General features: G+C 62.2%; 23 protein-coding genes and 1 tRNA gene. 15 read left to right on the forward strand and 9 right to left on the reverse strand.

Annotated elements, in window-relative coordinates; translation table 11 throughout:
* Positions 1-129: 129 nt before the first annotated feature.
* On the forward strand, positions 130-351 hold the full coding sequence (locus tag H5P28_RS08070) for a Nif11-like leader peptide family natural product precursor (RefSeq protein WP_185675199.1): 222 nt from the start codon (positions 130-132) through the stop codon (positions 349-351).
* 10 nt (positions 352-361) lie between these two features.
* Here the strand turns inward: H5P28_RS08070 and H5P28_RS08075 are convergent, their stop codons facing one another.
* The 3 genes from H5P28_RS08075 to H5P28_RS08085 form a co-directional block, all read right to left on the reverse strand.
* Positions 362-688, reverse strand: a complete 327-nt coding sequence (locus H5P28_RS08075) for a hypothetical protein (RefSeq protein WP_185675200.1) — start codon at positions 686-688, stop codon at positions 362-364.
* Positions 689-700: 12 nt separating this feature from the next.
* Complete coding sequence (locus H5P28_RS08080; protein ID WP_185675201.1) at positions 701-1039, reverse strand: hypothetical protein; 339 nt, start codon at positions 1037-1039, stop codon at positions 701-703.
* 61 nt (positions 1040-1100) lie between these two features.
* On the reverse strand, positions 1101-1295 hold the full coding sequence (locus H5P28_RS08085; RefSeq protein ID WP_185675202.1) for a hypothetical protein: 195 nt from the start codon (positions 1293-1295) through the stop codon (positions 1101-1103).
* 115 nt (positions 1296-1410) lie between these two features.
* Between H5P28_RS08085 and H5P28_RS08090 the strand changes: the two genes are divergently transcribed.
* Complete coding sequence (locus tag H5P28_RS08090; protein WP_185675203.1) at positions 1411-2031, forward strand: hypothetical protein; 621 nt, start codon at positions 1411-1413, stop codon at positions 2029-2031.
* A 24-nt stretch (positions 2032-2055) separates the two neighbouring features.
* Here the strand turns inward: H5P28_RS08090 and H5P28_RS08095 are convergent, their stop codons facing one another.
* A complete protein-coding gene (locus tag H5P28_RS08095; protein WP_185675204.1) occupies positions 2056-2496 on the reverse strand; it encodes a hypothetical protein in 441 nt (146 codons plus the stop codon).
* A 284-nt stretch (positions 2497-2780) separates the two neighbouring features.
* On the opposite strand from H5P28_RS08095, the gene cysS reads away from it, so the two are divergent.
* Positions 2781-4223, forward strand: coding sequence for a cysteine--tRNA ligase (cysS, locus tag H5P28_RS08100; RefSeq protein WP_185675205.1), 1443 nt, complete (start codon positions 2781-2783; stop codon positions 4221-4223).
* A 141-nt stretch (positions 4224-4364) separates the two neighbouring features.
* Here cysS and H5P28_RS08105 read toward each other — a convergent pair whose 3' ends face one another.
* Complete coding sequence (locus H5P28_RS08105) at positions 4365-4991, reverse strand: PEP-CTERM sorting domain-containing protein (protein ID WP_185675206.1); 627 nt, start codon at positions 4989-4991, stop codon at positions 4365-4367.
* 71 nt (positions 4992-5062) lie between these two features.
* A complete protein-coding gene (locus H5P28_RS08110) occupies positions 5063-5896 on the reverse strand; it encodes a helix-turn-helix transcriptional regulator (RefSeq protein ID WP_185675207.1) in 834 nt (277 codons plus the stop codon).
* 323 nt (positions 5897-6219) lie between these two features.
* Between H5P28_RS08110 and thrS the strand changes: the two genes are divergently transcribed.
* The 12 genes from thrS to H5P28_RS08170 all read left to right on the forward strand — a co-directional run bounded on the left by thrS (position 6220) and on the right by H5P28_RS08170 (position 19299).
* On the forward strand, positions 6220-8049 hold the full coding sequence (thrS, locus tag H5P28_RS08115) for a threonine--tRNA ligase (protein ID WP_185675208.1): 1830 nt from the start codon (positions 6220-6222) through the stop codon (positions 8047-8049).
* Positions 8050-8157: 108 nt separating this feature from the next.
* Positions 8158-8481: a DUF3817 domain-containing protein gene (locus H5P28_RS08120; protein ID WP_185675209.1), complete on the forward strand. Its 324-nt coding sequence runs from the start codon at positions 8158-8160 to the stop codon at positions 8479-8481.
* Positions 8482-8572: 91 nt separating this feature from the next.
* A complete protein-coding gene (locus H5P28_RS08125; protein ID WP_185675210.1) occupies positions 8573-9160 on the forward strand; it encodes an HdeD family acid-resistance protein in 588 nt (195 codons plus the stop codon).
* A gap of 527 nt (positions 9161-9687) precedes the next feature.
* The gene (locus tag H5P28_RS08130) at positions 9688-10176 is read left to right on the forward strand and encodes an HIT family protein (protein ID WP_185675211.1); all 489 of its coding nucleotides are present in this window, start codon (positions 9688-9690) and stop codon (positions 10174-10176) included.
* 72 nt (positions 10177-10248) lie between these two features.
* On the forward strand, positions 10249-11223 hold the full coding sequence (locus H5P28_RS08135; RefSeq protein ID WP_185675212.1) for a PhoH family protein: 975 nt from the start codon (positions 10249-10251) through the stop codon (positions 11221-11223).
* A gap of 58 nt (positions 11224-11281) precedes the next feature.
* Positions 11282-13708 carry an HD family phosphohydrolase gene (locus H5P28_RS08140; protein WP_185675213.1) on the forward strand — a complete coding sequence of 809 codons (2427 nt, stop codon included), beginning with the start codon at positions 11282-11284 and terminating at the stop codon, positions 13706-13708.
* On the forward strand, positions 13671-14135 hold the full coding sequence (gene ybeY, locus H5P28_RS08145; protein WP_185675214.1) for an rRNA maturation RNase YbeY: 465 nt from the start codon (positions 13671-13673) through the stop codon (positions 14133-14135). Before H5P28_RS08140 ends, ybeY begins: the two co-directional genes overlap by 38 nt.
* A 9-nt stretch (positions 14136-14144) precedes the next feature.
* Complete coding sequence (locus H5P28_RS08150; RefSeq protein ID WP_185675215.1) at positions 14145-14855, forward strand: DUF502 domain-containing protein; 711 nt, start codon at positions 14145-14147, stop codon at positions 14853-14855.
* Complete coding sequence (locus H5P28_RS08155) at positions 14845-15456, forward strand: hypothetical protein (RefSeq protein ID WP_185675216.1); 612 nt, start codon at positions 14845-14847, stop codon at positions 15454-15456. The genes H5P28_RS08150 and H5P28_RS08155 overlap by 11 nt, the downstream gene beginning before the upstream one ends.
* 5 nt (positions 15457-15461) lie before the next feature.
* Positions 15462-16343, forward strand: coding sequence for a LolA-like protein (locus H5P28_RS08160; protein ID WP_185675217.1), 882 nt, complete (start codon positions 15462-15464; stop codon positions 16341-16343).
* A gap of 35 nt (positions 16344-16378) precedes the next feature.
* The gene (locus tag H5P28_RS08165; protein ID WP_185675218.1) at positions 16379-18730 is read left to right on the forward strand and encodes a helicase C-terminal domain-containing protein; all 2352 of its coding nucleotides are present in this window, start codon (positions 16379-16381) and stop codon (positions 18728-18730) included.
* Positions 18731-18843: 113 nt separating this feature from the next.
* Positions 18844-19299 (forward strand): TspO/MBR family protein, encoded by a 456-nt coding sequence (locus tag H5P28_RS08170; protein WP_185675219.1) that lies wholly within the window; start codon positions 18844-18846, stop codon positions 19297-19299.
* A gap of 60 nt (positions 19300-19359) precedes the next feature.
* Here H5P28_RS08170 and H5P28_RS08175 read toward each other — a convergent pair.
* The 3 genes from H5P28_RS08175 to H5P28_RS08185 all read right to left on the reverse strand — a co-directional run bounded on the left by H5P28_RS08175 (position 19360) and on the right by H5P28_RS08185 (position 22438).
* Positions 19360-19435 (reverse strand) — tRNA-Thr (locus H5P28_RS08175).
* Positions 19436-19697: 262 nt separating this feature from the next.
* On the reverse strand, positions 19698-20459 hold the full coding sequence (locus H5P28_RS08180; RefSeq protein WP_185675220.1) for a succinate dehydrogenase/fumarate reductase iron-sulfur subunit: 762 nt from the start codon (positions 20457-20459) through the stop codon (positions 19698-19700).
* Between the two features lie 29 nt (positions 20460-20488).
* On the reverse strand, positions 20489-22438 hold the full coding sequence (locus H5P28_RS08185; RefSeq protein ID WP_185675221.1) for a fumarate reductase/succinate dehydrogenase flavoprotein subunit: 1950 nt from the start codon (positions 22436-22438) through the stop codon (positions 20489-20491).
* Positions 22439-22440 lie beyond the last annotated feature (2 nt).

A 22440-nucleotide genomic window follows, 5' to 3' on the forward strand; every position in this document is an offset into this window, starting at 1 on the left:
CTGCAACAGCTTCCCGCGCTGTCGCCGTGGCATTTTTCCTGCTAATTTTCAGACGAGCCAGGCCAGATGCGATCTGGGATTATTGGCAGGTACAACCGAAGACCGGGACACCTTTAAACGCTACGCGATATGTCCAAAGCAAACGTGGAAAAACTCCTGACAGACGGCTGGACCGACAAGGCCCTCCGCGCCAAGTACAATGTCATCGAGACGAAAGAAGATTTCGTCGCCTCGGCCAATACCGACGGCTACGACTTCACCCTTGAGGAACTCGACGCCGTGCTCAAAGAGGAAGAACTCGACTTCTCCTCCTCCGGCAACCCGCGCTCCCGCGCCATCTGGCTGCACTGACCGGGCCGACTCAGTCCAGCCAGCGACGAAGGCTGCGCTTCTCCTCCGGGGTGCAGTGACTGAGGAGTTCGCCCACCTGCGCGAGGAAGTCCTCCGGCTCGTAGTTGGCGGTGCGCAGCAGGTACAGCAGCACGCCCTCGCGGTGGATCTGGTAACGCTGGCGTTTCTCATGGCGGAGTCCGGCCCGGCCGTTGGCGGTGTGTCCGAGGATTTTCTGGTTCAGGAAGCAGTCCCGCACAAACTGGTCGGTCTTGCCGATAACGGCGGCCACCTCTTTGGGGCTGAACCATTCCTGCCCCGGCGGCAGCAGGCGCTCGAAGTGCGCGTTCATTCTCATGGCGGGACGGACTTAAAGGACACGGGAAAAGCCTGCCCGCGGCCTGCGCCGCTGCCGGGCATCGCGGTAGCCCTGCTGGTAGGCTTCGCGGCGGGCCTGTTCGACGGCATCGCCGAGACGCTCGCCGAGGCGGTTGGCCATCATCTGGGCGTGAAAGACATCGCTGCAAAAGACCTTGGCGTAGGCTTGCCAGGTCTTGCCGCTGCGTAGCGGCAGTCCGGTGTCGATCACCAGTTCGGCACAGCGGCCATCGGGCTGCACCCGGATCAGCGGAGTGGCTCCGGCGCGAGGATCGGCGGGAGCGGGAAAAGTGGCCGCAAAGGCCCGGGAAGTAGATTCGGTCGTGGTCATATTTTTTCCTGGTTGAGGATGACTGGTCAGTGTTTGGTCGGATAGCGGGAAGCAGCACGCATCAGTGGCGCGGGACGGGTACGCAGTCGGTTTCGGCGTCGAGGTAACCCTCGCTGCGGAGGTGTTTTTTCAGGGCGCAAGCCACAAGGCTTGAGACCGAACGGTTGTCGTCAAAAGCCGCCTGGCGGGCGATCTCCCGCAAGTGTGGAGGCAGGCTCACTGAGACGTTGACAGTCGATATGGTTTTCACTTTCATAGTGAACATAAGATCACTCAAACACCCTCCATTCGCAAGTTGATTTTCAGCTTTTTACTATTTTACTATTATTTATTATTCATCGCCATTTATCAGCCACTTAGCCGTTCCATCCATGTCAGAAGACCAGAAACACAAAACCGTGGGCGTCAGCTTTCCGCCCGAACTGCGCCAGCGCGCCTCCGAACGGGCTCGGGGGCTGGGCTTGTCTTTTTCCAAGTACGTGACGCTCTGTGTCGAGGCCGAAGTCAGCGGCAAGCCGCCCCAACTGGTCATGGAAAACCTGCTCCCGGCGGGCGCGCCCCCGCTCAACCTTGAAGCGGCCCTCGAAGAAGGCTCCGACTACGGCGCGATGAAAGCGGCCTCCATCGGCTTCGAGGACGATATAGAGGAAATCCTGCGCCAGGAGGACATCTGCTACAGCCGTTTCGCCCAGGTGGCGCATCTGCGCACGGACTTCCTCGTCCAGCACGTGGACCCGGCCACGGGCCGCAACCTGCGCATCGCTCTGGAGTGCAAATACAATGTGCGCAAGCGCGCGACCGTCACCCTCGGCCAGTGCATTATCCTCAAAAGCCTGCCCGGCGTGGATGCCGTCATGCTGTGCGTGCCGTACCTGAAGCACTTTGACCCGCACCTGAGCGACACCTTTGCCCAGCAGGGCATCCCCATCGTCACCCCCGACTCACTCAACCCCGGACTCGAATCGCTGCTGGCCAGTCTCGCCCCGGCTTGATTCGCCTCTGGCGAGCCAGAGGGCTTACGGCTGGGCTGGCATCGCCATTCCGTTGGAGTAATAGAACAGAAAAAGCGGCACGAAAACAACCAGCCCGAGCACAAAAGACAGGCCGCTCACAATGAGGTTGACGAGCAGCCCCTTGGCAAAGCCGATCGGATGGTGGTTGCGCGTGAACCAGATCCCAAACAAGTAGGAGTACAGCAACAGCCAGATCAGGAAACTCAGCGGAGCCGTCACATAGACCAGGGAATCGCTCAATTGAGCCAGTTGCCCCAAAATCACGTTAATCACCGTTCCGATCAGCGTGATTTTGAACACGATAACATATGCTTTACCGTAGGCGGGCATGCGCCTGACCACGATCTTCATGGCCCACTGCGCGAACAGGGCAGTCATAAGGCAGACCAAGGCGCAAATACCGACCGCAATCAACAGCCCGAGAATCAATCCTATCGCTTCCATCGAAAAAGAACGTCCATCTGAATAGGCAATTCTCCCTATTTACAAGCTGTAAATTCACTCTTTTACTCCGTGCTTAAATACCCTCCACCCCCAGGAAAAGCCCGCAACATCAAGAGGGCCCAGTGACAGATACTCCGCTTACCTCACGGCATCATACATAGCCTTATCTTCGTGTCCGGCCAGAAGTTCACCACGGGCGAGAAGATCATCCCGGCACGAGCTGACTGTTTTCGCAAAATAAAATTGCCCCGCCGGGGTGGTTCGGTGTTGCTTGTGCGGCATCCATGCCGGTCAAAATCCACGACACCCTCAGCAAGACCAAACAACCGCTGGCCCCCGCCGACGGCCAAACTTTCCGTTTCTACTGCTGCGGACCGACCGTTTACGGCCCGGCCCACATCGGCAACTTCCGCACCTTCCTCGTGCAGGACGTCCTGCGCCGCACCCTGGAGGTTGACGGGCTGAGCCTGCGCCACGTGCGCAATATCACCGACGTGGACGACAAGACTATCCGCCAGAGCCAGGCCGAAGGCCGCACCCTGTCCGAGTTCACCACGCACTGGACGGACAAGTTTCATGCTGACTGCTCCGCGCTCAACCTCCTGCCCCCGCACGAGGAGCCCCGTGCCACCGCCCACATCGCCGAACAGATCGCCATGATCGAGCAGCTCGTCGCCGGGGGCCACGCCTACGCCGCAGCCGACGGCTCGGTGTACTTCAAGGTCTGCTCCTGCGAGCACTACGGCGAACTCTCCGGCCTCGACCGCTCCAGCCTGCGCACGCAGCATGTCAACAGCGCGGGCGACGCCAACGACGCCGACGAGTACGACCGCGAGAGCGTGAGCGACTTTGCCCTCTGGAAGGCCCGCAAGCCCGAGGACGGTGAGAATTTCTGGTCCAGCCCCTGGGGCGAAGGCCGCCCCGGCTGGCACATCGAGTGCTCGGCCATGAGCGTAAAGTACCTCGGCGAGGGCTTCGACCTGCATGGCGGCGGGATCGATTTGTGCTTCCCGCACCACGAGAACGAGATCGCCCAGAGCGAGTGCGCCACCGGCACCCGGCCCTTTGCCCGCCTGTGGTTCCACAGCGCGCACCTCATGGTCGAGGGCAGCAAGATGTCCAAAAGCCTCGGCAACCTCTACACGCTCGAAGACCTCTTGCAAAAGGGCTTCCGGCCGATGGATATCCGCTACGCGCTGATCTCCGGCCACTACCGCCAGCAGCTCAACTTCACGCTCAACGGCCTGAAGGCCGGCCGTTCCGCGCTGGAGAAGATGGAAAAAACCCTCCGTCCGATCCTCGGCCGCCTCGGGGTTTCCGAAGAAGACTTCCGCCACTGGATCAAGCCCTCCCCGCTCGTCACGACGGGGATGTTTGCCCGGGCCTGGGAGAAGCTTTCAGACGACCTCAATGTGCCCGCCGCCCTTGGGGAAATCTTTTCCGTGCTCGGCGACCTGGCCGACCCGACGCTCGACTCCGCCGCCGTCGCCGGGCAGGTGGAGTCCTTCGGGGCGCTGCTCTACGCGCTCGGGCTCGATCTCTTCACCGCGCAGGATGCCCCCGCCGCCGCCGACATCCCCGAGTCCGTGGCCAACCTGGCCGAGGCCCGCTGGGAAGCAAAAAAAGCCCGCGACTGGGCCAACGCCGACGGCCTGCGCGACGAGCTTCTCCAGCTCGGCTGGAAGATCCTCGACCGCAAGGACGGCTACGATCTGGAAAAGGTGTAGCACGCGCGCGCTTTATCCAGGGGCCGCCCTGAAGAGCATTGAGAAGGCCCGCGGAAACTGACCCGCCGATACAAAAAAGACCGGGCATGCGCCCGGTCTCTACCTTTTTCAGGTGATTTGACAGCGGTAGTATATCGAAAGTCAGCGGCTCAGACGGCGGCGGGCAAAAGCCCAGGCGAACACCAAGAGGCCCAATCCGAGAGCCACGGTTGAGGGCTCGGGAACTGGCGTGAGGTCGGCGGTGGCGAAAGTCACACCGTCCGACTGAATGGCCTGAAGCACAAGCCATTGGTCGTCGATCTGTTGCGCGTTAAGCCTGACCGTCGTACCCGGCGTTCCGCCCGCGTAGCGTCCGGTGATAACCAGCGCGAAACCGTCCTCGGTCCCGGCCGGGGAGGATATCTGAGTGGTCGTAGTGGAGCTTCCGCTGTGGTTGGTTCCCATCCAGAAGCCCGCGAATTGGCCGTTGTAGGAGGAGACGATGACCGCCACCTCTTCAAGCGCGATGTTGGTATTGGTGATGCTGAACGCGTCCAGGCTGCTCAGGTAGAACTGCCCCGCCCCGGACTGGGCGAAGTCCGCCGTATCCACCGTAAAGGCGTAGCTGCCGCTGGTCGAGGACGGGGCGTACGAAGCGTACTGAACGGAGAAATCCCCGTAAAAAGTGCCCGAAATCTGGACCAGCTCAGCCCGTGAGGACACGGCTAAACCGCTCATGACCAGCCCCGCCAGGGCCAGTGTTTTTAAACGCACAGAGAGTCGCTGCATAGTTGTTAGCAAGGGAGGATACGGAAGCGGCCGAAAACACCTTGTCTCCGGTCGGAGTGAGAAGGGCCGCATTATACCCGTAAACGCCGCGCATGACTATGGGCAATATTACCACCACCGAGCAGTTCGGGGATCGTCAGCCAGGGCGCGTAGCGGGCGATGACCCGCGTACGGCAGTCGATCCCGAGCTTTGTCAGGACCGCGCTGACGAACTTGTCCACCGTCCGGGTGGAGACGCCCATGCGGGTCGAAATCTCCGCGTTGCTCATCCCCTGGCAGATCCATTCGAGCGTCTCGAATTCCCGTCCTGTGAGCTGGCGGCGCAGCCGGGCGCTGACCGCTTCGGCCTCCCGGAACAGCGCGTTGTAGCGGTTCTGCATGGCGTGATACTTCGCCACCAGATGCGCGCGCACGATAGACGCCTTCAGGCACTCAAGCTCGGAAAAGGGCCGGTCGGAGTGGAAAACGAGCATAATGCCGTTGCCCTCTTCCACGATGATCTGCATGACCAACTGGTCTTCGATCCCGAGCTTCGATCCGACCTCCTGGTAAAAGGGCGATTGGTGATACTCCTCCGGCGTAATGAAGTCGAGCGTGCGCTCGATCCCTCCGAAGCGCCGCACCTGTCCGGTCTCGAAATCCACACACCGCCCGAAAAGCGGATGCGTCGGCAAGGTGCGGTTAAGGCTCTCCACCAGCGGTTTCACCCGGTTATCGAACTCGGGCGAATTGACCACCTCCAGCATGACCATCCCGGGGTCGTGGAGATTCCAGCTCGCGAAGCGCGCCCCGATAAAACGCGTGACCGGCCCCAGCACGAAATCCTCGAACTCGCCGCCCGATTCGATCTCGTGCAGTTCCCGCGTCAGCTCGTCAAGCTGTGCCCAGTCTTCCTGCAGTAGCATATGCTCAAGTCCTTGAAAATCCAACCCTTCACGAGCGTCGGAATACGCCTGTCCTTTTCACATAAGAATCTGCCTGAGACGTTCAAGTCCACCGTTGGCTTAAGTCAATCTTTTACAGTCGATTAGCGAAGCAACCATACTCCATGTTTGCGGGCGAAAAAACATTGCCCGGACATCGGGGGCGAACCGGCACCTTTTTCCCCCTTCAAGAACGCCTACCCCGCTGCAGAGATGCAGGTTTCCTTTTGACACTGGGTCTAAAAACGGCACGATGATCCGTTTTCGGATACGGCATTTCCGCCCCCCGAAGCCCAGATTTTGCCATGAAAGCGATGACTCCGCTCGAAGAACTCCGCCACTCCACCTCACACGTGCTGGCCACGGCCGTGCTGCGTCTCTTCCCCGAGACCAAGCTCGACATCGGCCCCCCCACTGACAGCGGCTTTTACTACGACTTCGACCTGGAGCACAAGTTCACCGCCGAGGACCTCGAAGCCCTCGAAGCGGAGATGAAAAAGGTCATCAAGGAAAACCAGCGGTTCGAGCGCATGGAGTGCTCGCGCGAGGAGGCCGAGAAGATCATCCGCGACTTCGGCCAGGCCGAGTACAAGCTCGGACGCCTCGCCGACATCCCCGAGGGCGAAGCCATCTCGTTCTACAAGAACGGCGACTTCATCGACCTGTGCGCGGGCACGCACGTCAACTATACCAAGAAGATCAAGGCCTTTAAACTGCTCAGCGTGGCCGGGGCCTACCACCGCGGCGACGAGAACAACAAGCAGCTCCAGCGCATTTACGGCACCGCCTTCGAGACGAAGGACGAGCTGGAACAGTACCTCAAGAACCTCGAAGAAGCCCGCAAGCGCGATCACCGCAAGGTCGGACGCGAGATGGGGCTGTTCGAGATCAGCGAAGCCGTCGGCCAGGGCCTGATCCTGTGGAAACCGGCGGGCGCGGTCATCCGCCAGGAGCTTCAGGACTTTATCTCCGAGGAGCTGCGCAAGGGCGGCTACAGCCAGGTCTTCACGCCGCATATCGGTCGCCTCGGCCTTTACCGCACCAGCGGGCACTTCCCGTACTACCAGGACTCGCAGTTCACCCCGCTGGTGGACCGCGAGGAGATGGAGCACCTCGGCCACGAGGGCTGCTCCTGCGCCGAGCTTTCCAACAAGCTCAACGAAGGCGAGGCTGACGGCTACCTGCTCAAGCCGATGAACTGCCCGATGCACATCGAGATTTTCAAGAGCAGCCCCCACAGCTACCGCGACCTGCCGGTGCGCCTGGCCGAGTTCGGCACGGTGTACCGCTGGGAAAAGTCCGGCGAGCTCAACGGCATGACCCGCGTGCGCGGCTTCACCCAGGACGACGCCCATATCTTCTGTACCGAGGACCAGGTCCGCGACGAAATCCTCTCCTGTCTCGACCTGGTGAAGACGGTCTTTAACACACTCGGAATGAAGGACTACCGCGTGCGCGTCGGCCTGCGCGACCCCGACAGCAGCAAATACGTTGGCGAGGCCGACAAGTGGGACAAGGCCGAGAACGCCCTGCGCGAAGTCGCCCAGACCCTGGGCGTGCCCTTCACCGAGGAGCAGGGCGAAGCCGCCTTCTACGGCCCGAAGATCGACTTCGTGGTCAAGGACGTGATCGGGCGCGAGTGGCAACTCGGCACCGTGCAGGTGGACTACAACCTGCCCGAACGCTTCAAGATCGAGTACACCGGCGCGGACAACCAACCGCACCGCCCCGTCATGCTCCACCGCGCCCCCTTCGGCTCGATGGAACGCTTTGTCGGGGTGCTGATCGAACACTTCGGCGGAAACTTCCCGCTCTGGCTAGCCCCGGAGCAGGTGCGCGTGCTGCCGATCTCGGAAAAGGTCAACGACTACGCCAACGAGGTCGTCAACCAGCTCAAGGCCGCCGGGATGCGCGCCGGGCTCGACCGCCACGACGAAAAGCTCGGCGCCAAGATCCGCCGGGCCGAACTGGACAAGGTGCCCGTCATGCTCATCTGCGGTGAAAAGGAAGCCGAAGCCGGCCAGGTCTCACTCCGCTCGCGTGTGGGCAAGGACCTCGAAGGCACCGCCTCCGTCGCCGACACCGTGGCCAAGCTCAAGGCCGAGATTGACGCCAAGTCTCTTCCGCGGGCTTAGGATCTGTTTTGAAAATCCCTTTCCGGGGCTGCACGCCCCGGAAAGGCGGCAGGCAAATTGCTGGTCCATCCGCTTGACAGGGACGCGCTTTGCCTTTCCCTGAACGCCATGTGTCCGGTAAAAGCCATTCACCGCCTGCGCGTCGTGGGTCTGATCGAAGGAATCTCCTTTCTCGTCCTGCTGGGGATCGCCATGCCCCTTAAATATTTCGGTGACATGCCGGAGGCGGTCAAGGTCGTGGGCTGGGCGCACGGGCTGCTTTTCATCGGGTTTGTGGCCCTGCTGCTGACGGCGATGATCCTCGCTGAGTGGAGCCTGCGGCGGGCGGCGGTATTCTTCGCCGCCGCGCTGGTGCCCTTTGGCCCCTTTCTGGTGGACAAGCACCTGCGCCGCTGCGCCGAACAAGCCGGAGCGGCTACCGCCCAGGCCTGAGCCACAGGGGTTTTAAAAACCGGGTCAGCCGGCCCGTGACAGGACATAATAAGACTTCCCCAGCCAAGGGAAAACTGTATATCGTGGGCGCATGTCAGAAAACGCATCCCCTCAACCTCCTGTGCTGAAGTTCCTCGGGCTCGACCCCGAAAAATCCCAGAAATACGCCGGTTGGCTGAAGTTCGAGGCCATCCTGTTCATCATTCTCGGCGTGGCGGCCATTATGCTGCCGGGGCTGTTTTCGTTGGGGCTGAGCCTGTTTCTGGGCTGGCTGTTCCTGTTCGGAGGCATTTTCGCGACGGTGGGAGCCTTCCAGGCCGCCAAATCGAAGGGCTTCTTCTGGCGGCTGGCCTCGGGCGTGCTGACCGTGGTGGTCGGGGTCATGGTCATTTCCAAGCCGATGGAGTGGATGGCCATTCTCACGCTGATCGTGGCCGGGTTCTTCCTCGTGGACGGGATTTTTAAAATCATCTACGGGTTCCAGTCGATGGGCGTCCCCGGCGCGGGCATGGCTATCGTGAATGGCATTTTCGGCCTCATCATCGCCTGGATCGTGTATTCGCGCTGGCCGCTGTCCTCGGAGTGGTTCCTCGGGCTGCTCATTGGGATCAATCTGCTCATGGCGGGGCTTTTCCTGCTGCGCGTCTCCGGCGGCATCAACAAGCACGTCTCCCAGTAAACCTTTTTTTTTTCGCCGGGCCGGGTCGCAAAACCCGGCCTTTTTTGTTGCCCGCGAAACCACGCGAAGGAGCGCGAAGAGGATGAAGAGAGGACGAAGAGATTTAACAGGAAGGCCGCAAAGGGCAGAAAGAAATACCGATAAAAACGTTTCCCATAAAAAACCAGTGTTACGTTACTCTTTAACCACGGATTTCACGGATGAGCGCACATTCTTTATAATACAGATGCCCGTGTTTGCCCGGCCTTCCTTCACGTGGCCTAATCTACCGCTCTTTCCGGCCTTCCTGTTAAATCTCTCATCCTCTTCGCGTTTCTTCGCGTGACTTCGCGGGTAAACCTCTTCCCAAATATTTTTGGCCCATCGGGCGTCGCTTTTTTGTTAAAATCGCCAGTTTTTAGAGTTTTTCGGTGATTTTTGGCCATTTTCAAGGCTCAAACGGGCAAAACCGAGGTCAGCAGGGCTTGGGGAGACGGGGCTGCACCGAACATTGACGTCGGGCGGTTGGACCGTCACGCTGGAAGAGAATGAACTTTTTGCATTCGTATTGGCGCATGCCCTACATCGAGGTTCCCAAGCCGGAAGGCGGGGAGCACAATCCTTTCGTGTCGATCCCACTGGAGGAGGACGACCGCAAGGTCTTGATCGTGCTCCGCTCCAGCCTGTGCTATCTGGTGTTGAACAAATTCCCCTACAATGCCGGGCACCTGCTGGTGGTCCCGTACCGGGAAGTCAGCCGTCTGGATGAATTGACAGCGGAGGAAAAAGCGGATTTCTTCGAGACCATCATCAAGGGGCAGCAGATACTCGAACAAGCCATCCGCCCGGACGGCTTCAACGTGGGCTTCAACCTCGGCCGCGCCGCGGGCGCGGGCATCCCCTCGCACATCCATTGCCACATCGTTCCGCGCTGGAACGGGGACACCAATTTCATGCCCGTTCTGGGAGAGACCAAGGTTTTACCCGAATCGCTCGACGCCATGTGGCAGCGTCTGCGGCAATTCGTCACCGAGTAATGCGCGCTGTCCGACACGGCATCCGCCCTGCTTACACCACCCGAGAGACTCACGCGCGCACGCATTTCGTGTATGGCCACTGAAACCCTCACTTTCCCGAGCCCGCGGCATCTGGCCCAGCTCTACTGCTCCAACGACGAAAACCTCGCCAAGGCCGAACGGGCGCTCGACGTGACCCTGGTCTCCCGCGAGGACTGGCTCAAGATCGAGGGCGAGGAGGCCGCAGTGGCCGCCGCCGTCGAGCTGTTCCAGCTCCTGGACAAGCTCCGCGGTCAGGGCATCCAGATCGGTCGCTCGGACTTCGACAACATGCTCTCCGCCATCGCCCGGGGCGAGGCCGACGACATGCGCGAGGTTTTCAATAACCCGCTCGTGATCCAGTTGCGCCGCAAGAGCATCGTCCCCAAGACGATCAACCAGAAGCGCTACCTCCAGTTTATCAACAAGAACGACATCGTCTTCGGGATCGGCCCCGCCGGCACCGGCAAGACCTATCTGGCGATGGCCGCCGCCCTCCAGGCCCTACAGGAGAAAAAAGTCCAGAAGCTCATCATCACCCGGCCCGCCGTCGAGGCCGGGGAGGCCCTGGGCTTCCTGCCCGGCGACCTCAAGGAAAAGCTCCTGCCCTACCTGCGCCCCATTTACGACGCGCTCAACGAGATGGTCGGCCCCGAAGAGACCGAGCGCATGGCCGAAAAAGGCCTGATCGAAATCGCCCCGCTGGCCTACATGCGCGGGCGCACGCTTTCCAACGCCTACATCATCCTCGACGAGGCCCAGAATACCTCGCCCGAGCAGATGATGATGTTCCTCACGCGCCTGGGCGACAGCAGCCGGATGATCGTCACCGGCGACATCACCCAGGTGGACCTGCCCCGCGCCCAGCAATCCGGGCTCAAGCAGGCCGTCGAAATCCTCGCCTCGGTGGAGGGGATCAAGCTCTTCTACTTCGACCATGCCGACGTGGTTCGGCACCCGCTGGTCAGCCGGATCATCCATGCTTACGAAAAGCATCTGAACGACGACCGTCCAAAGAAGTCCAAGTAATTCAGCTTAGAGATCAATAAGGGCTCGCCCGCCCCAGGCGACCCGAGCCTTTTCCATTATGGTATTCAAGAAAAAGACCAAGAAGGAGCAGACCGTAGAAGCCCGGCGTCGTCGCCGGGACGAGGCCCGCCCCACCAACGTCCGCGAAGCCATCGACTCGAACCAATGGGTCGCCACCGGGCTGATGGTCGCCCTGACCCTGGCCATCGTGCTCATCTGTTTCGTGGGCCGCTCGCCGACGGGGCCGCGCGTCCTGCCCGGCCAGACGGCGCGTATCCGGGTCACAGCCGAGATCCCGTTCACCTACACCAGCCAGATCCAGACCAACCGCCTGATCGAACAGCGCAAGCTCCAGATCGGTCCCTATTACCAGATCAACCCGGATGTTTTCCAAAGCTTCAGCCAGCGTATCGACCAGCTCGAAACCGGCATCAAGGAAGAACTGCTGCCCGAGTTGCAGGAGCTTCCCGCCGAGGACCGCAAGCTCGCCATCGACACCTTTACCCAGCAGTTCAACCAGTTGACCGGGATGGGCGTGAGCAGCGAGGACATCACCCTGCTCATTGACCGCTGCACCCCCGAGCAGCTCACCCGCTACCTCAACGAGGGCAAGCTCATCCTGCGCGACATTCTGCGCGACGGTATTTACCAGCCCAGCCTGCTCCAGCCGTCCACCACGAACGCGGACGGAATCGTCTCCTACGAGATCATCGAGCGGGCACAGGGCACACGGCTCCAGTCCGAGGAGGACGCCGGACGCCTCCTGCGCATCAATCTCGCCGGACTTGATGCGGACACCGGGCTCTCGCGGGCGCTTTACCGGATTTTCAGCAAGGGTCTGCGCCCCAACCTCGAATACGACGAAAAGCGCACCTCCGAACGCAAGGAAGCCGCCGCCGCCAAGGTGCAGCCGGTCGTGATCAAATTCGCCGCCGGAGACGTGCTGACCGAGCCGGGCACGAAGCTGACCGCCGAACAGGTCGAGGCGCTCAACGCCTACCGTCAGGCCCTGAGCAAGAGCGAGCGCATGATCTGGGGCTTCAACCTCACGCTGGCCGAGCAGACCGGCCTGACCTTTATCCTCATCCTGGCCACCATGATCTACATCCAGGTGGCCATGCCCGAGTTCCGCCGCTCCAACCGCCGTATCCTGCTCACCGCCCTGATCCTGCTGGTTAACCTGGTCCTGATCCGCATTGTCAACATGATCGGCGACCTCGACTTCCTCAGCCGCAGCCCGACCATCCAGGCCACCGTCACCTACCTGGCCCCCGTGGCCTTCGCCGGGATCGTCCTTTCCATGCTGATTGGGGCGCGCGCCGCCGTCATGGTGTCACTGCTCATTTCCGCGCTCTTCGGCATGATGGAGGGTAACTCCATGGAGGCGTTCCTGATCTCCATGCTTTCGTCACTGGCCGGGATTCACTACTGCCGGGATATCCGCCTGCGGGCCAAGGTCGTCAAGGCCGGGGCTATGGCCGGGGTGGCCGTCGCCGTCGGCGCGCTTTTCTTCGGGCTGATGGACGACCTGAGTACCCGCACCCTTATCCAGCAGGCGGTGGCCGCGTGTCTGGTCGGCGTGCTTACCGGGATGCTCGCCATCGGCGTCTTACCGCTGCTGGAGCATACCTTCCGCTTTACCACGGACATCACGCTGCTGGAGATGACGGACTTCAACCACCCGCTCCTGCGCAAGCTCCAGATCGAGGCCCCCGGCACCTATCACCACAGCCTCATGGTGGCCAACCTCTCCGAGCGTGCCGCTCTGGAGATCGGGGTCAACCCGCTGCTTTGCCGGGCGACCTGCCTCTTTCACGACATCGGCAAGATAGCCAAGCCGGAGTACTTCGTCGAGAACCAGCAGGATGGGTACAACCCGCACGATGACCGCAACCCGACCATGTCCGCGCTCATCATCAAGAACCACGTCAAGGAAGGCGCGGAAATGGCCCGCGAGGCGAAACTGCCCGCCGTTTTTCTCGACGTGATCCGCCAGCACCACGGCACCACGCTGATCAAGTTTTTTTACAACAAGGCGCTCAACCAGAAGCAGCAACCCTCGCTCCCGCTGGGCGGCGGCAGCAACCCGCCCATGCCCGATCCGACCGAGATCGACGAGAGCAGCTTCCGCTATGACGGCCCCCGCCCCCGCAGCAAGGAGGCGACGATCATCTTCTTCGCCGACGCCATTGAGGCCGCCTCGCGCAGCCTGAAAAAAGTCACCCCGCAGAACGTCGAGGACCTCGTCAACGCGATCATCAACGAGCGCATCGAAGACGGCCAGCTCGACGAGTCCCCGCTCACCCTGCAAGAGATCAGCCGCATCCGTGACAGCTTCATTTTCACCATCCTGAACATGCTCCACAGCCGGGTCGAGTACCCGAAAATGGCCAAAAAAGAGGCCCCCCGGCGCGATTCCCACACCCAGCCACCCATTCCGCCACGCGATGCCAAGACAGATCCAGCTAAGTCAGCCTTCGTCTGAACTGCTAACTTATGACGAAGAGGCCGTCGCCGGCCTCTTCCACCGTCTGGATCAATGGCCCGCCCACCGGGTCCCCGACGGTGAGATTTCCGTCGCCTTTCTGGAGCACACGGCCATGGCCGAGGTCCACGGGCAGTTCCTCGACGACGCCACTCCGACCGACGTGATTACCTTTGACGGCGACCCGGAAATGGACTTCGGCGGCGAGATCTGCGTCGGTGCCGAGCAGGCTATGGAAACCGGCCCCGAGCACGGGAACACGCTTTCGCAAGAGCTGTCCCTCTACCTCGTCCACGGCTGGCTGCACCTGGCCGGGCTCGACGACCGCAACGAAGCAGACCGCGCCCAAATGCGCCTGGCCGAGAGCCAGGCCCTCGCTTACCTGGAGTCCACCGGCGGGCTGCCGGAGTTCAGGCCCATTCTTTAGCACCCATTCATGTACCGTCGCTTACGCAATTCTTTTATCGCAGGCCTTGTCCTGCTGGCCCCGCTCGGAGTCACGCTTTTTGTGCTGGATTTCCTGCGCTCGAAAATCGGCTCCCGCGTCACCGCGATGATCCCCGCGAACATCCTGCCCCCGGAAATCCGGCGGCTGCCCATCGTGGACTTCGGACTGGATATGGCGGCGGTTGTCATCGTCGTGCTGGCCATCACCCTGCTGGGGCTTTTCTCCAACTACTTTTTGGGCAAGGTCTTGATTATCGGCACCGAGCGGGTGATCGACCGCGTGCCCTTCGTCAACACCGTGTACCGCACGGTCAAGCAGATCGTCGAGACCTTCAGCAAGCAGCAGAAGGCGGTTTTCCAAAAGGTCGTCTTGACCGAATACCCGCGCAAGGGCGTTTACGTACTGGGCTTTGTCACCAGCGTGGCCAAAGGCGAGGTGCAGGACAAAACCGGGGCCGAAGTCATCAATGTCTTTGTGCCAACGACACCGAATCCGACCAGCGGCTTTCTGCTCATGGTGCCCAAGGACGAGATCATCGAGCTGAACATGACCGTAGCCGACGGGATGAAGCTCATCGTCTCCGGCGGCGCGGTCATCCCCAACCACACCCAGCGCCCTCCGCAGATCGCCGCCGAGCCGGTCACCATCAGCAACCCCCGCGCCGCGGACATCCCACCCGCCTCTGGCGATGCCGGCTGAGAGCGTTCAGTTGGAGGCGCTCGTGCTCGGGCGCGAGCAAACCGGTGAGAACCACCTGCGCTTCTCCCTGCTGGACCCCGAATCTGGCCGTCGCGAAGCCTTTTACCGACAGACACAAGCGGGCAAAGGCACCCCGCCCGACCTCTTCGACCGGGGGGAGTTCCACCTGGAGGCCGCCCGCAGCGGCAACGCCTGGTTCGTGCGCGAGTTCCGGCTCCGGCAGCGTCTCAGCGGCATCAGCCGCCACTACGCCAATTTTCAGGCCGCTGCCGAGTGGGCACTGTTTTTGCGCCACAACGCCGTCCACTGCCACATGCCCGCCACCGTCTTCGACATCGCCCAAAAAACCTTTTCAGCCCTCGAAAACACCGCCCAACCCGAGGCCGCACTGCTGAAGGGCTTCTATCTTTTCGCCCGCCAGGAGGGGTGGCCCGTGCGCGAGGAGTGGCTGCGCAACCTCCCCACCACCGAACGCGACAGTGCCGCCCACATCCTCAACTCTCCGCTTGAGGTGCTTGCCGCCAGCCCCGAAACCGCCCGCCGGCTCGCCCGCACACTCAAGAATTGGCTCGCCGCCCGCGACGAGGTGCGCCTAAGTTAACCGACATGCTGCCGGCCTTTTCATCCGCGTCCCGGACTGCCCGGTGGGCCGCGTTTTTGCTCGCTTCGTTCGCGGCGGGATGGCCGTTTGCGAACGGGATCGAAGGCGAAAGTAATGCGCGCGACACGGCCAGCGCAGCCAACGCCCCCGACCCGCGTCTGGTCGAGCCCATCCCCGCCGCCACCGACGCGGGTTCGCGCAAGGTTATTGAATACCACTTGAAAGCCCTCGGTGGGCAGGAAGCGCTTGAAGCCATCCACGCCGTCCGCACCGTCCAGCAGATCAGCACGGGACGGCAGGAGTTCGAGCTGGAAACGGTCGAGGCCGCCCACCCGCACCGCTTTTACGCCAAACGCTCGCAAACCCTTCTGGGCAAAACCACCAGCAGCTTCGAGGGCTTTGACGGGGAAACCTACTGGACCCGCGAGAGCGAACAGAAAAACGTACGCCCCGTAGCCGTCACCGGGGAAAAGCCCGCCCGCGCCCGCGAATCCTTTTTCCTGGACCCATGCCTGGACTGGGAGGCCAACGGCTACACCTTCGAGTATCAGGGCGAGGCCAAGTCCAAAGGCCGCAAGCACTACCTGCTCAAGCTCTACTACCCCTCCGGGCTCACGGCCTACCTGTACTTCGACGCCAAGACCCTGATGATTACGCGCCTGAGTTCGGAAATCGTGCTCAAGGGCACCATCGTGGAGATGGACATTTACAACACCGGCTTTGAGAAGGTTGACGGCGTGTGGTTTCCCACCGCACTGGAGACCTGGATCGGCGGGCAGAAGCTGGGCGAGGCGAAAACCTCGCTCGTCGAGTTCAACCCGCCGGTCGAACCCGGCCTGTTTGAGATGCCCAAGGTCACGGAGCGCTGGCTGCGCCAGCAACAGTAAGTCATGCGCGCAGGGGTATCGGGGGGCAAGCAGTCATGATGGTGCACGAGGAAGAGCGGCGCGCCAGCCTTGGCATATCCGAATTTGCGCAGTTCCGGCTGGGCCCGCGCGGCAACCGCGCCGGAGCCGGGGGCCTGTGGCGCATGCGCACCGGCCTGACCTGGCACCAGAATATCCAGCAGGCAGATGAAGCCGCCCGCTCCGGTGTCAGCTCGGAGATCGCAATCTCGGGCCTTTGGATGCAGGACGGCTGGACGCTCCACCTGCACGGGCGTATCGACCAGGTGGAGGAGACAATGGTGGGCTGGACCCTGCGCGAGATAAAAACCCTCGAAAGCCGCCTCCCCCAGCCCGCCGCCGACCTGCGCGAGCGTTACCCGGCCTACTTCTGCCAACTCGCCGCCTACGTACGGCTGGCCCGCGTGCTGCCGGAGTTCCGGGGGCTGCCCGTCAAGGGTGAGCTGGTCTTCGTCGAGATCAGCGAAGGGCTGCGCCAGGTCGTCCCGCTCGAAGGCCACGACGAGGGCATCTTTGATCGGCAGGTCGAGACCGTCTGCGCCTTCCTCAACGAGCGCCGCGAATCCGCCCGCCGTCGTCACAGCCTGAGCTTCGCGCCCGCCTTCGAGACTTTCCGGCCCGAGCAGGTCCGCGCCCTCGACACCCTCAGCGCAAAGGCCGCCAGCGCCCGCACGCTTTTATTGGAGGCCCCCACCGGCTTCGGCAAGACCGGGCTCGTACTCCAGTACGCGCTGGGCCAGCTCCGCGACGGCCTTTTTGACAAGGTCATTTACTGCACCGGCAAATCCACCGGCCAACTCCAGGTGGACCGCCAACTGCGCCGCATGGCGCAGGACCCGGAAGCGTTGCGAACGCTCGTCTTCCGCAACCGCTCCGAGCACGCCATCGCCACCGCCCGGCACACCTGCGACGCCACCGGCGGCAGTTGTCACGAGGGTATCGAGGAGGCCTGGGCCGCCAGCGGCATTGTCCCGTGGGAACTCTGGGCCGAGGGCCAGCCCGACCTCGAACGGGTCCGGCTGCTGGGGGCGCGCACCGGCGTCTGCCCCTACGAAATCTCCAAAAGCCTCCTGCCCCACGCCGATGTCTGGGTGGGTGACTACAATTACGTTTTCTCACCTTGGCACCAGCAGGTTTTCCTCGAAAGCGCGGGCTTCGACCCCGCTCGCACCCTGCTCATCGTGGACGAGGCCCACAACCTCGCCTCCCGCGTGTCCGCGCTGTTTTCCTTTGGCGAAACTGCCGCCGGGGCGCGTTACCAGTTCGACAGCCTGCGCTACCTCGACTGCTCGGCCCGCTTTCTGGCCCAGTGCGAGGAGTGGGTCGATCTGCTCGACAGCCTGCGCCCGCGCGACGCGCTCGACATCAGCACCGAGTACGAGATCGCGGACCAGCTTGAGCGCCTCGCCCGCAGCGTCTATAGCGAACGCCTCCCCTGGGACGACCTGAGCCCGGCGCTGGCCGAGTCCCTGCACCGACTCCCGCGCCTGCACGCCATTATCAGCTCAGAGGGGCTTGACCGGCTCTGCTGGTCGCCCGCCCGGGGCGAGCTACGCGTCTCCTGCCTCGACGCCGCCGGGGAAATCGCCGCCCGGCTGGAGAGCTTCGGCCAAAGCCTGCTCATGTCGGCCACCCTCAGCCCGCTGGAGGATTTTTGCGCGGAAACCGGACTGGAACCGTCGGCGGTAACGGCTATCCGTGCCGACGCCCCCTGGCGCGACCACGCCTACCGCGTGGCCGTCGATGCCCGCGTCGATACCCGCCTGAATACCCGTGGCCGTCACATGACAACCACCGCCACCACCATCGACGCGCTCTGCGCCGCCGACTCGCGCCCGACCGCAGTGTTTTTTCCCAGCTACCAGTACGCCGAAACCATCCGCGCCTACCTGGAGCAAATCAACCCGCAACGGGTCGTGGCCATGCAGCCGCGCGGGATCGACCTGGACGGCCAACTCCACTTCATCGAGGAAAGCCTCCTGTGCGCCCATGCCGTGTTTTTCGTGCTCGGGAGCGGATTCAGCGAAGGCATCGACGAGCTTGGGGGCCGCATCGGACAAGCCATGATTGTCGGCCCCGCCCTGCCCGAGGTCAACGCCGAGCAAAAGGCCCGCCTGGCCCGCTTCGAGCACCTGGGTAGGCCGGAGGCGTTCCGGCGCGTTTACCAGCTCCCGGCCATGCGCAAAATCAACCAGGCGCTCGGGCGACTCGTGCGCGGCCCCGGCCAGCAAGCCCGCGTGCTCCTGCACTGCCGCCGCTTCGCCGACTCCTCCTACCAGCGACTGCTGGACCCGGTTTTTATACCCGAGGAGACACTCAACACCGACCAGGCCCTGCGCGAGTGGATCGAAACCACTTCGATGGCCTGAAAAGCTTACGCGCGAAACACATCACCAAAGGGCAAAAAAACATCGTCTCCGAGTGGTAATCTTCCCCGGACTGCCTAAGATAAGTCCCGACTCCCGTTTTCACGGCAGCACACATGAGAAATTTCCCCATCTATTTTGCCTTCGTCGCGGTCACACTTGGCGGCGGCCTCCTCATCGGCTACGCCTGCCGCCCCGGCGAATGGTACGACCAACTGGAGAAGCCTTCGTTCAACCCGCCGGGTTGGGTTTTCGCACCGGTATGGAGCCTCCTTTACATCTTGATCGGAGTGGCCGGAGCGCGTGTGTTCCTGCGACCGGGGTTGACTGCGGCCCGCGCGCTCTGGGTCGGGCTGCTGATTCTGAATTTCCTGTGGACACCGACCTTCTTCGGTCTGAACTGGCCCGGCGTTTCCCTCGGCATCACGGTACTGATGGTCGCGGGCATCCTGCTCTTCATCGCTGCCTGCTGGGGCCGCGAACGTCCCAGCTCCTGGCTTTTCGCCCCCTACGCACTGTGGACGTCCTTCGCGTTTGTGCTAAACGGAGCTATCGTCCACCTGAATCCCTGATTCCGGCCTTGTCTGCCCACTTTCCTCGTGGGGAAACCCACGGACCGGGTTAAAAAATAATGGAGCCATCCATCGGACTCGAACCGACGACCTGCTCATTACGAGTGAGCTGCTCTACCAACTGAGCTAGGATGGCCCGTTTAAAGAACGGGTAATCAAACGCTCCCGGCGCAGGCGTGCAAGCCCTTTTTCATAAAGAATGCCGGGAGTTATCATTAGGCCTGCCCTCCGTCAACCCGCCTTGCAAGTCTGACGGGCGAGCCATGACAACCGTGGGAATCAACCGCCGGGTACGCCTCCCCGAACTCCTTCTCCCCTCTCCCCGATTCCAAACAAAATGACGCCGGCTGCACGAGGGCGAACCGGCGTCACTTGTCTGGGGTAAAGTTTGCTAAAACCTAGATAGCCTTGCCGAAGAAATGGCGGATGCGCGCCCCCGCGTAGTCGCGGTTCATCTTGGCGATGAAGTCGAGTGTGATCTCCTTCGGGCAAACGGCCTGACACTCACCGTAGTTCGTGCAGTTGCCGAAGCCTTCGGCGTCCATGGCCTTGACCATGGCCAGGGTACGGCGATCCTTCTCCGGCTGGCCTTGCGGAAGCAAGTTGAGCTGCGAACACTTGGCCGAGGTGAAGAGCATGGCCGCACCGTTCGGGCAAGCCGCCACGCACGCGCCACAACCGATGCAGGCCGCCGCGTCCATCGCCTTGTCCGCAATGGGCTTGGAGATGAGCTGCTGGTTGGCGTCCTGCGCGCTGCCGGTACGGGCCGTGATGAAGCCACCCGCCTGGATGATGTGGTCGAAGGCGGTACGGTCCACGATCAGGTCCTTCACGACCGGGAACGGCTTGGCGCGCCAGGGCTCGATCGTGATGGTGTCGCCGTCACTGTAGTGGCGCATGTGCAATTGGCAGACCGTGGTGGCCCGCTCGGGACCGTGGGCCATGCCATTGATGACGAGCGAGCACATCCCGCAGATACCTTCACGGCAGTCGTGGTCGAAGGCCACCGGCTCATCGCCCTGCTCGATCAGTTGCTCGTTGAGGATGTCGAGCATCTCCAAAAACGAAGAATCCTCGCTCACGCCCTTAAGCTCGTAATTGGCGAACTTACCGGGCTCGTCGCTGTTTTTCTGTCTCCAGACTCTCAGGTGCAGATCCATAGCTAAATACTTGGCTGATGATTAATGCCTTACTTGTACGAGCGGGTCGTGAACTTCACTTCCTCGTAAACGAGTTCTTCCTTGTGCAGGGCCGGGGCTTTATTGTCGCCCTGGTATTCCCACACACCGACAAAGGCGAACTTGTCGTCGTCGCGGACGGCCTCGCCCTCTTCGCTCTGGTGCTCGGTGCGGAAGTGGCCGCCGCAGGACTCGTCGCGCATCAGCGCGTCGCGGCACATCAGTTCCCCGAATTCGAGGAAGTCCGCCACACGGCCCGCGCGTTCCAGCTCCTGATTGAGCTCGGCCTCGCCACCGACAACCTTGACGTTGGCCCAGAACTCTTCGCGCAACTGCGGGATAAGCTCGATGGCCTTTTCCAGTCCGGCCTTGTCGCGAGCCATACCGCAGTGGTCCCACATGATGTGGCCCAGGCGCTGGTGGAAGCTGCGCGGGCTTTCCTTGCCCTTGATGCTCATCAGGCGCTGGATGCGGTCCGTGACTTCCTGCTCAGCCTCGGCAAAACCGGAGGCGTCGCTCTTGATCGTGCCGGCGGAGTGGATGCCGCAGCGGCCCAGGTAGTCGCCCACCGTGTAGGGCAGGACGAAGTAACCGTCGGCCAGGCCCTGCATGAGGGCGGAGGCCCCGAGGCGGTTCGCACCGTGGTCGGAGAAGTTCGCTTCACCGCCGACGAAGAGGCCGGGGATATTGCTCTCAAGGTTGTAGTCTACCCAGAGGCCGCCCATCGTGTAGTGAACGGCCGGGTAAATCATCATCGGCGTCTTGTACGGGTTGGCCGCAGTGATGCGGTTGTACATGTCGAAGAGATTGCCGTAGCGCTCGGCGATGACGTTCTCGCCCAGACGGTTGATGGCGTCACGGAAGTCCAGGAACACACCCAGACCGCTGCCGGGGGCGATCCCGCGTCCGTCGTCGCAGGCTTCCTTGGCCGAGCGCGAGGAGATGTCGCGCGGGGCGAGGTTACCGAAACTCGGGTACTTGCGCTCGAGGTAGTAGTCGCGTTCCTCCTCGGGGATGGCGTTCGGGTCGAGCTGGCCGGTGCGTACCTTTTCGGCGGCATCCTTGCTCTTGGGCACCCAGATGCGGCCATCGTTGCGGAGCGACTCGGACATCAGGGTCAGCTTGCTCTGCTGGTCGCCGTGGACCGGGATGCAGGTCGGGTGGATCTGCGTGTAGCAGGGGTTGGCGAAACCGGCGCCACGCTTGTAGGCGCGGTAGGCGGCGGTGACGTTGCAACCCTGCGCGTTGGTCGAGAGGAAGAAAACGTTACCGTAACCGCCCGTGCACAGGACCACGCAATCGGCCGCCCAGCGGTCGATCTTGCCGTTGACCATGTTGCGGGTGATGATGCCCTTGGCGTGCCCGTCCACGAGCACGAGGTCGAGCATTTCGTGGCGGTTGTACATCTTGACCTGCCCCAGGCCGATCTGCTTGCTCAACTGCTGGTAAGCACCGAGCAGAAGCTGCTGGCCGGTCTGGCCGCGGGCATAGAAGGTACGCGAGACCTGCGCGCCCCCGAAGGAGCGGTTGTCCAGCATGCCGCCGTATTCGCGGGCAAAGGGAACGCCCTGCGCCACCATCTGGTCGATGATGTTGTTGCTGACTTCGGCCAGGCGATAGACGTTGGCTTCGCGGGCGCGGTAGTCGCCACCCTTGATCGTGTCGTAAAAGAGCCGGAAGACGCTGTCGCCGTCGTTCTGGTAGTTCTTGGCGGCGTTGATCCCGCCCTGGGCGGCGATAGAGTGCGCGCGGCGCGGGCTGTCCTGGTAGCAGAAGCAGGAAACCTGATAGCCCTGCTCACCCAGCGAGGCGGCGGCGGAAGCGCCCGCCAGGCCGGAACCGACCACGATGACGTGGTATTTACGACGGTTGGCCGGGTTGACCAGCTTCAGGTTATGCCCCTTGTGGTTGGTCCACTTTTCACTGAGCGGACCCTCGGGAGTTTTTGAATCGAGCTTCATGC

The organism is Ruficoccus amylovorans (assembly GCF_014230085.1).
GTDB lineage: Bacteria > Verrucomicrobiota > Verrucomicrobiia > Opitutales > Cerasicoccaceae > Ruficoccus > Ruficoccus amylovorans.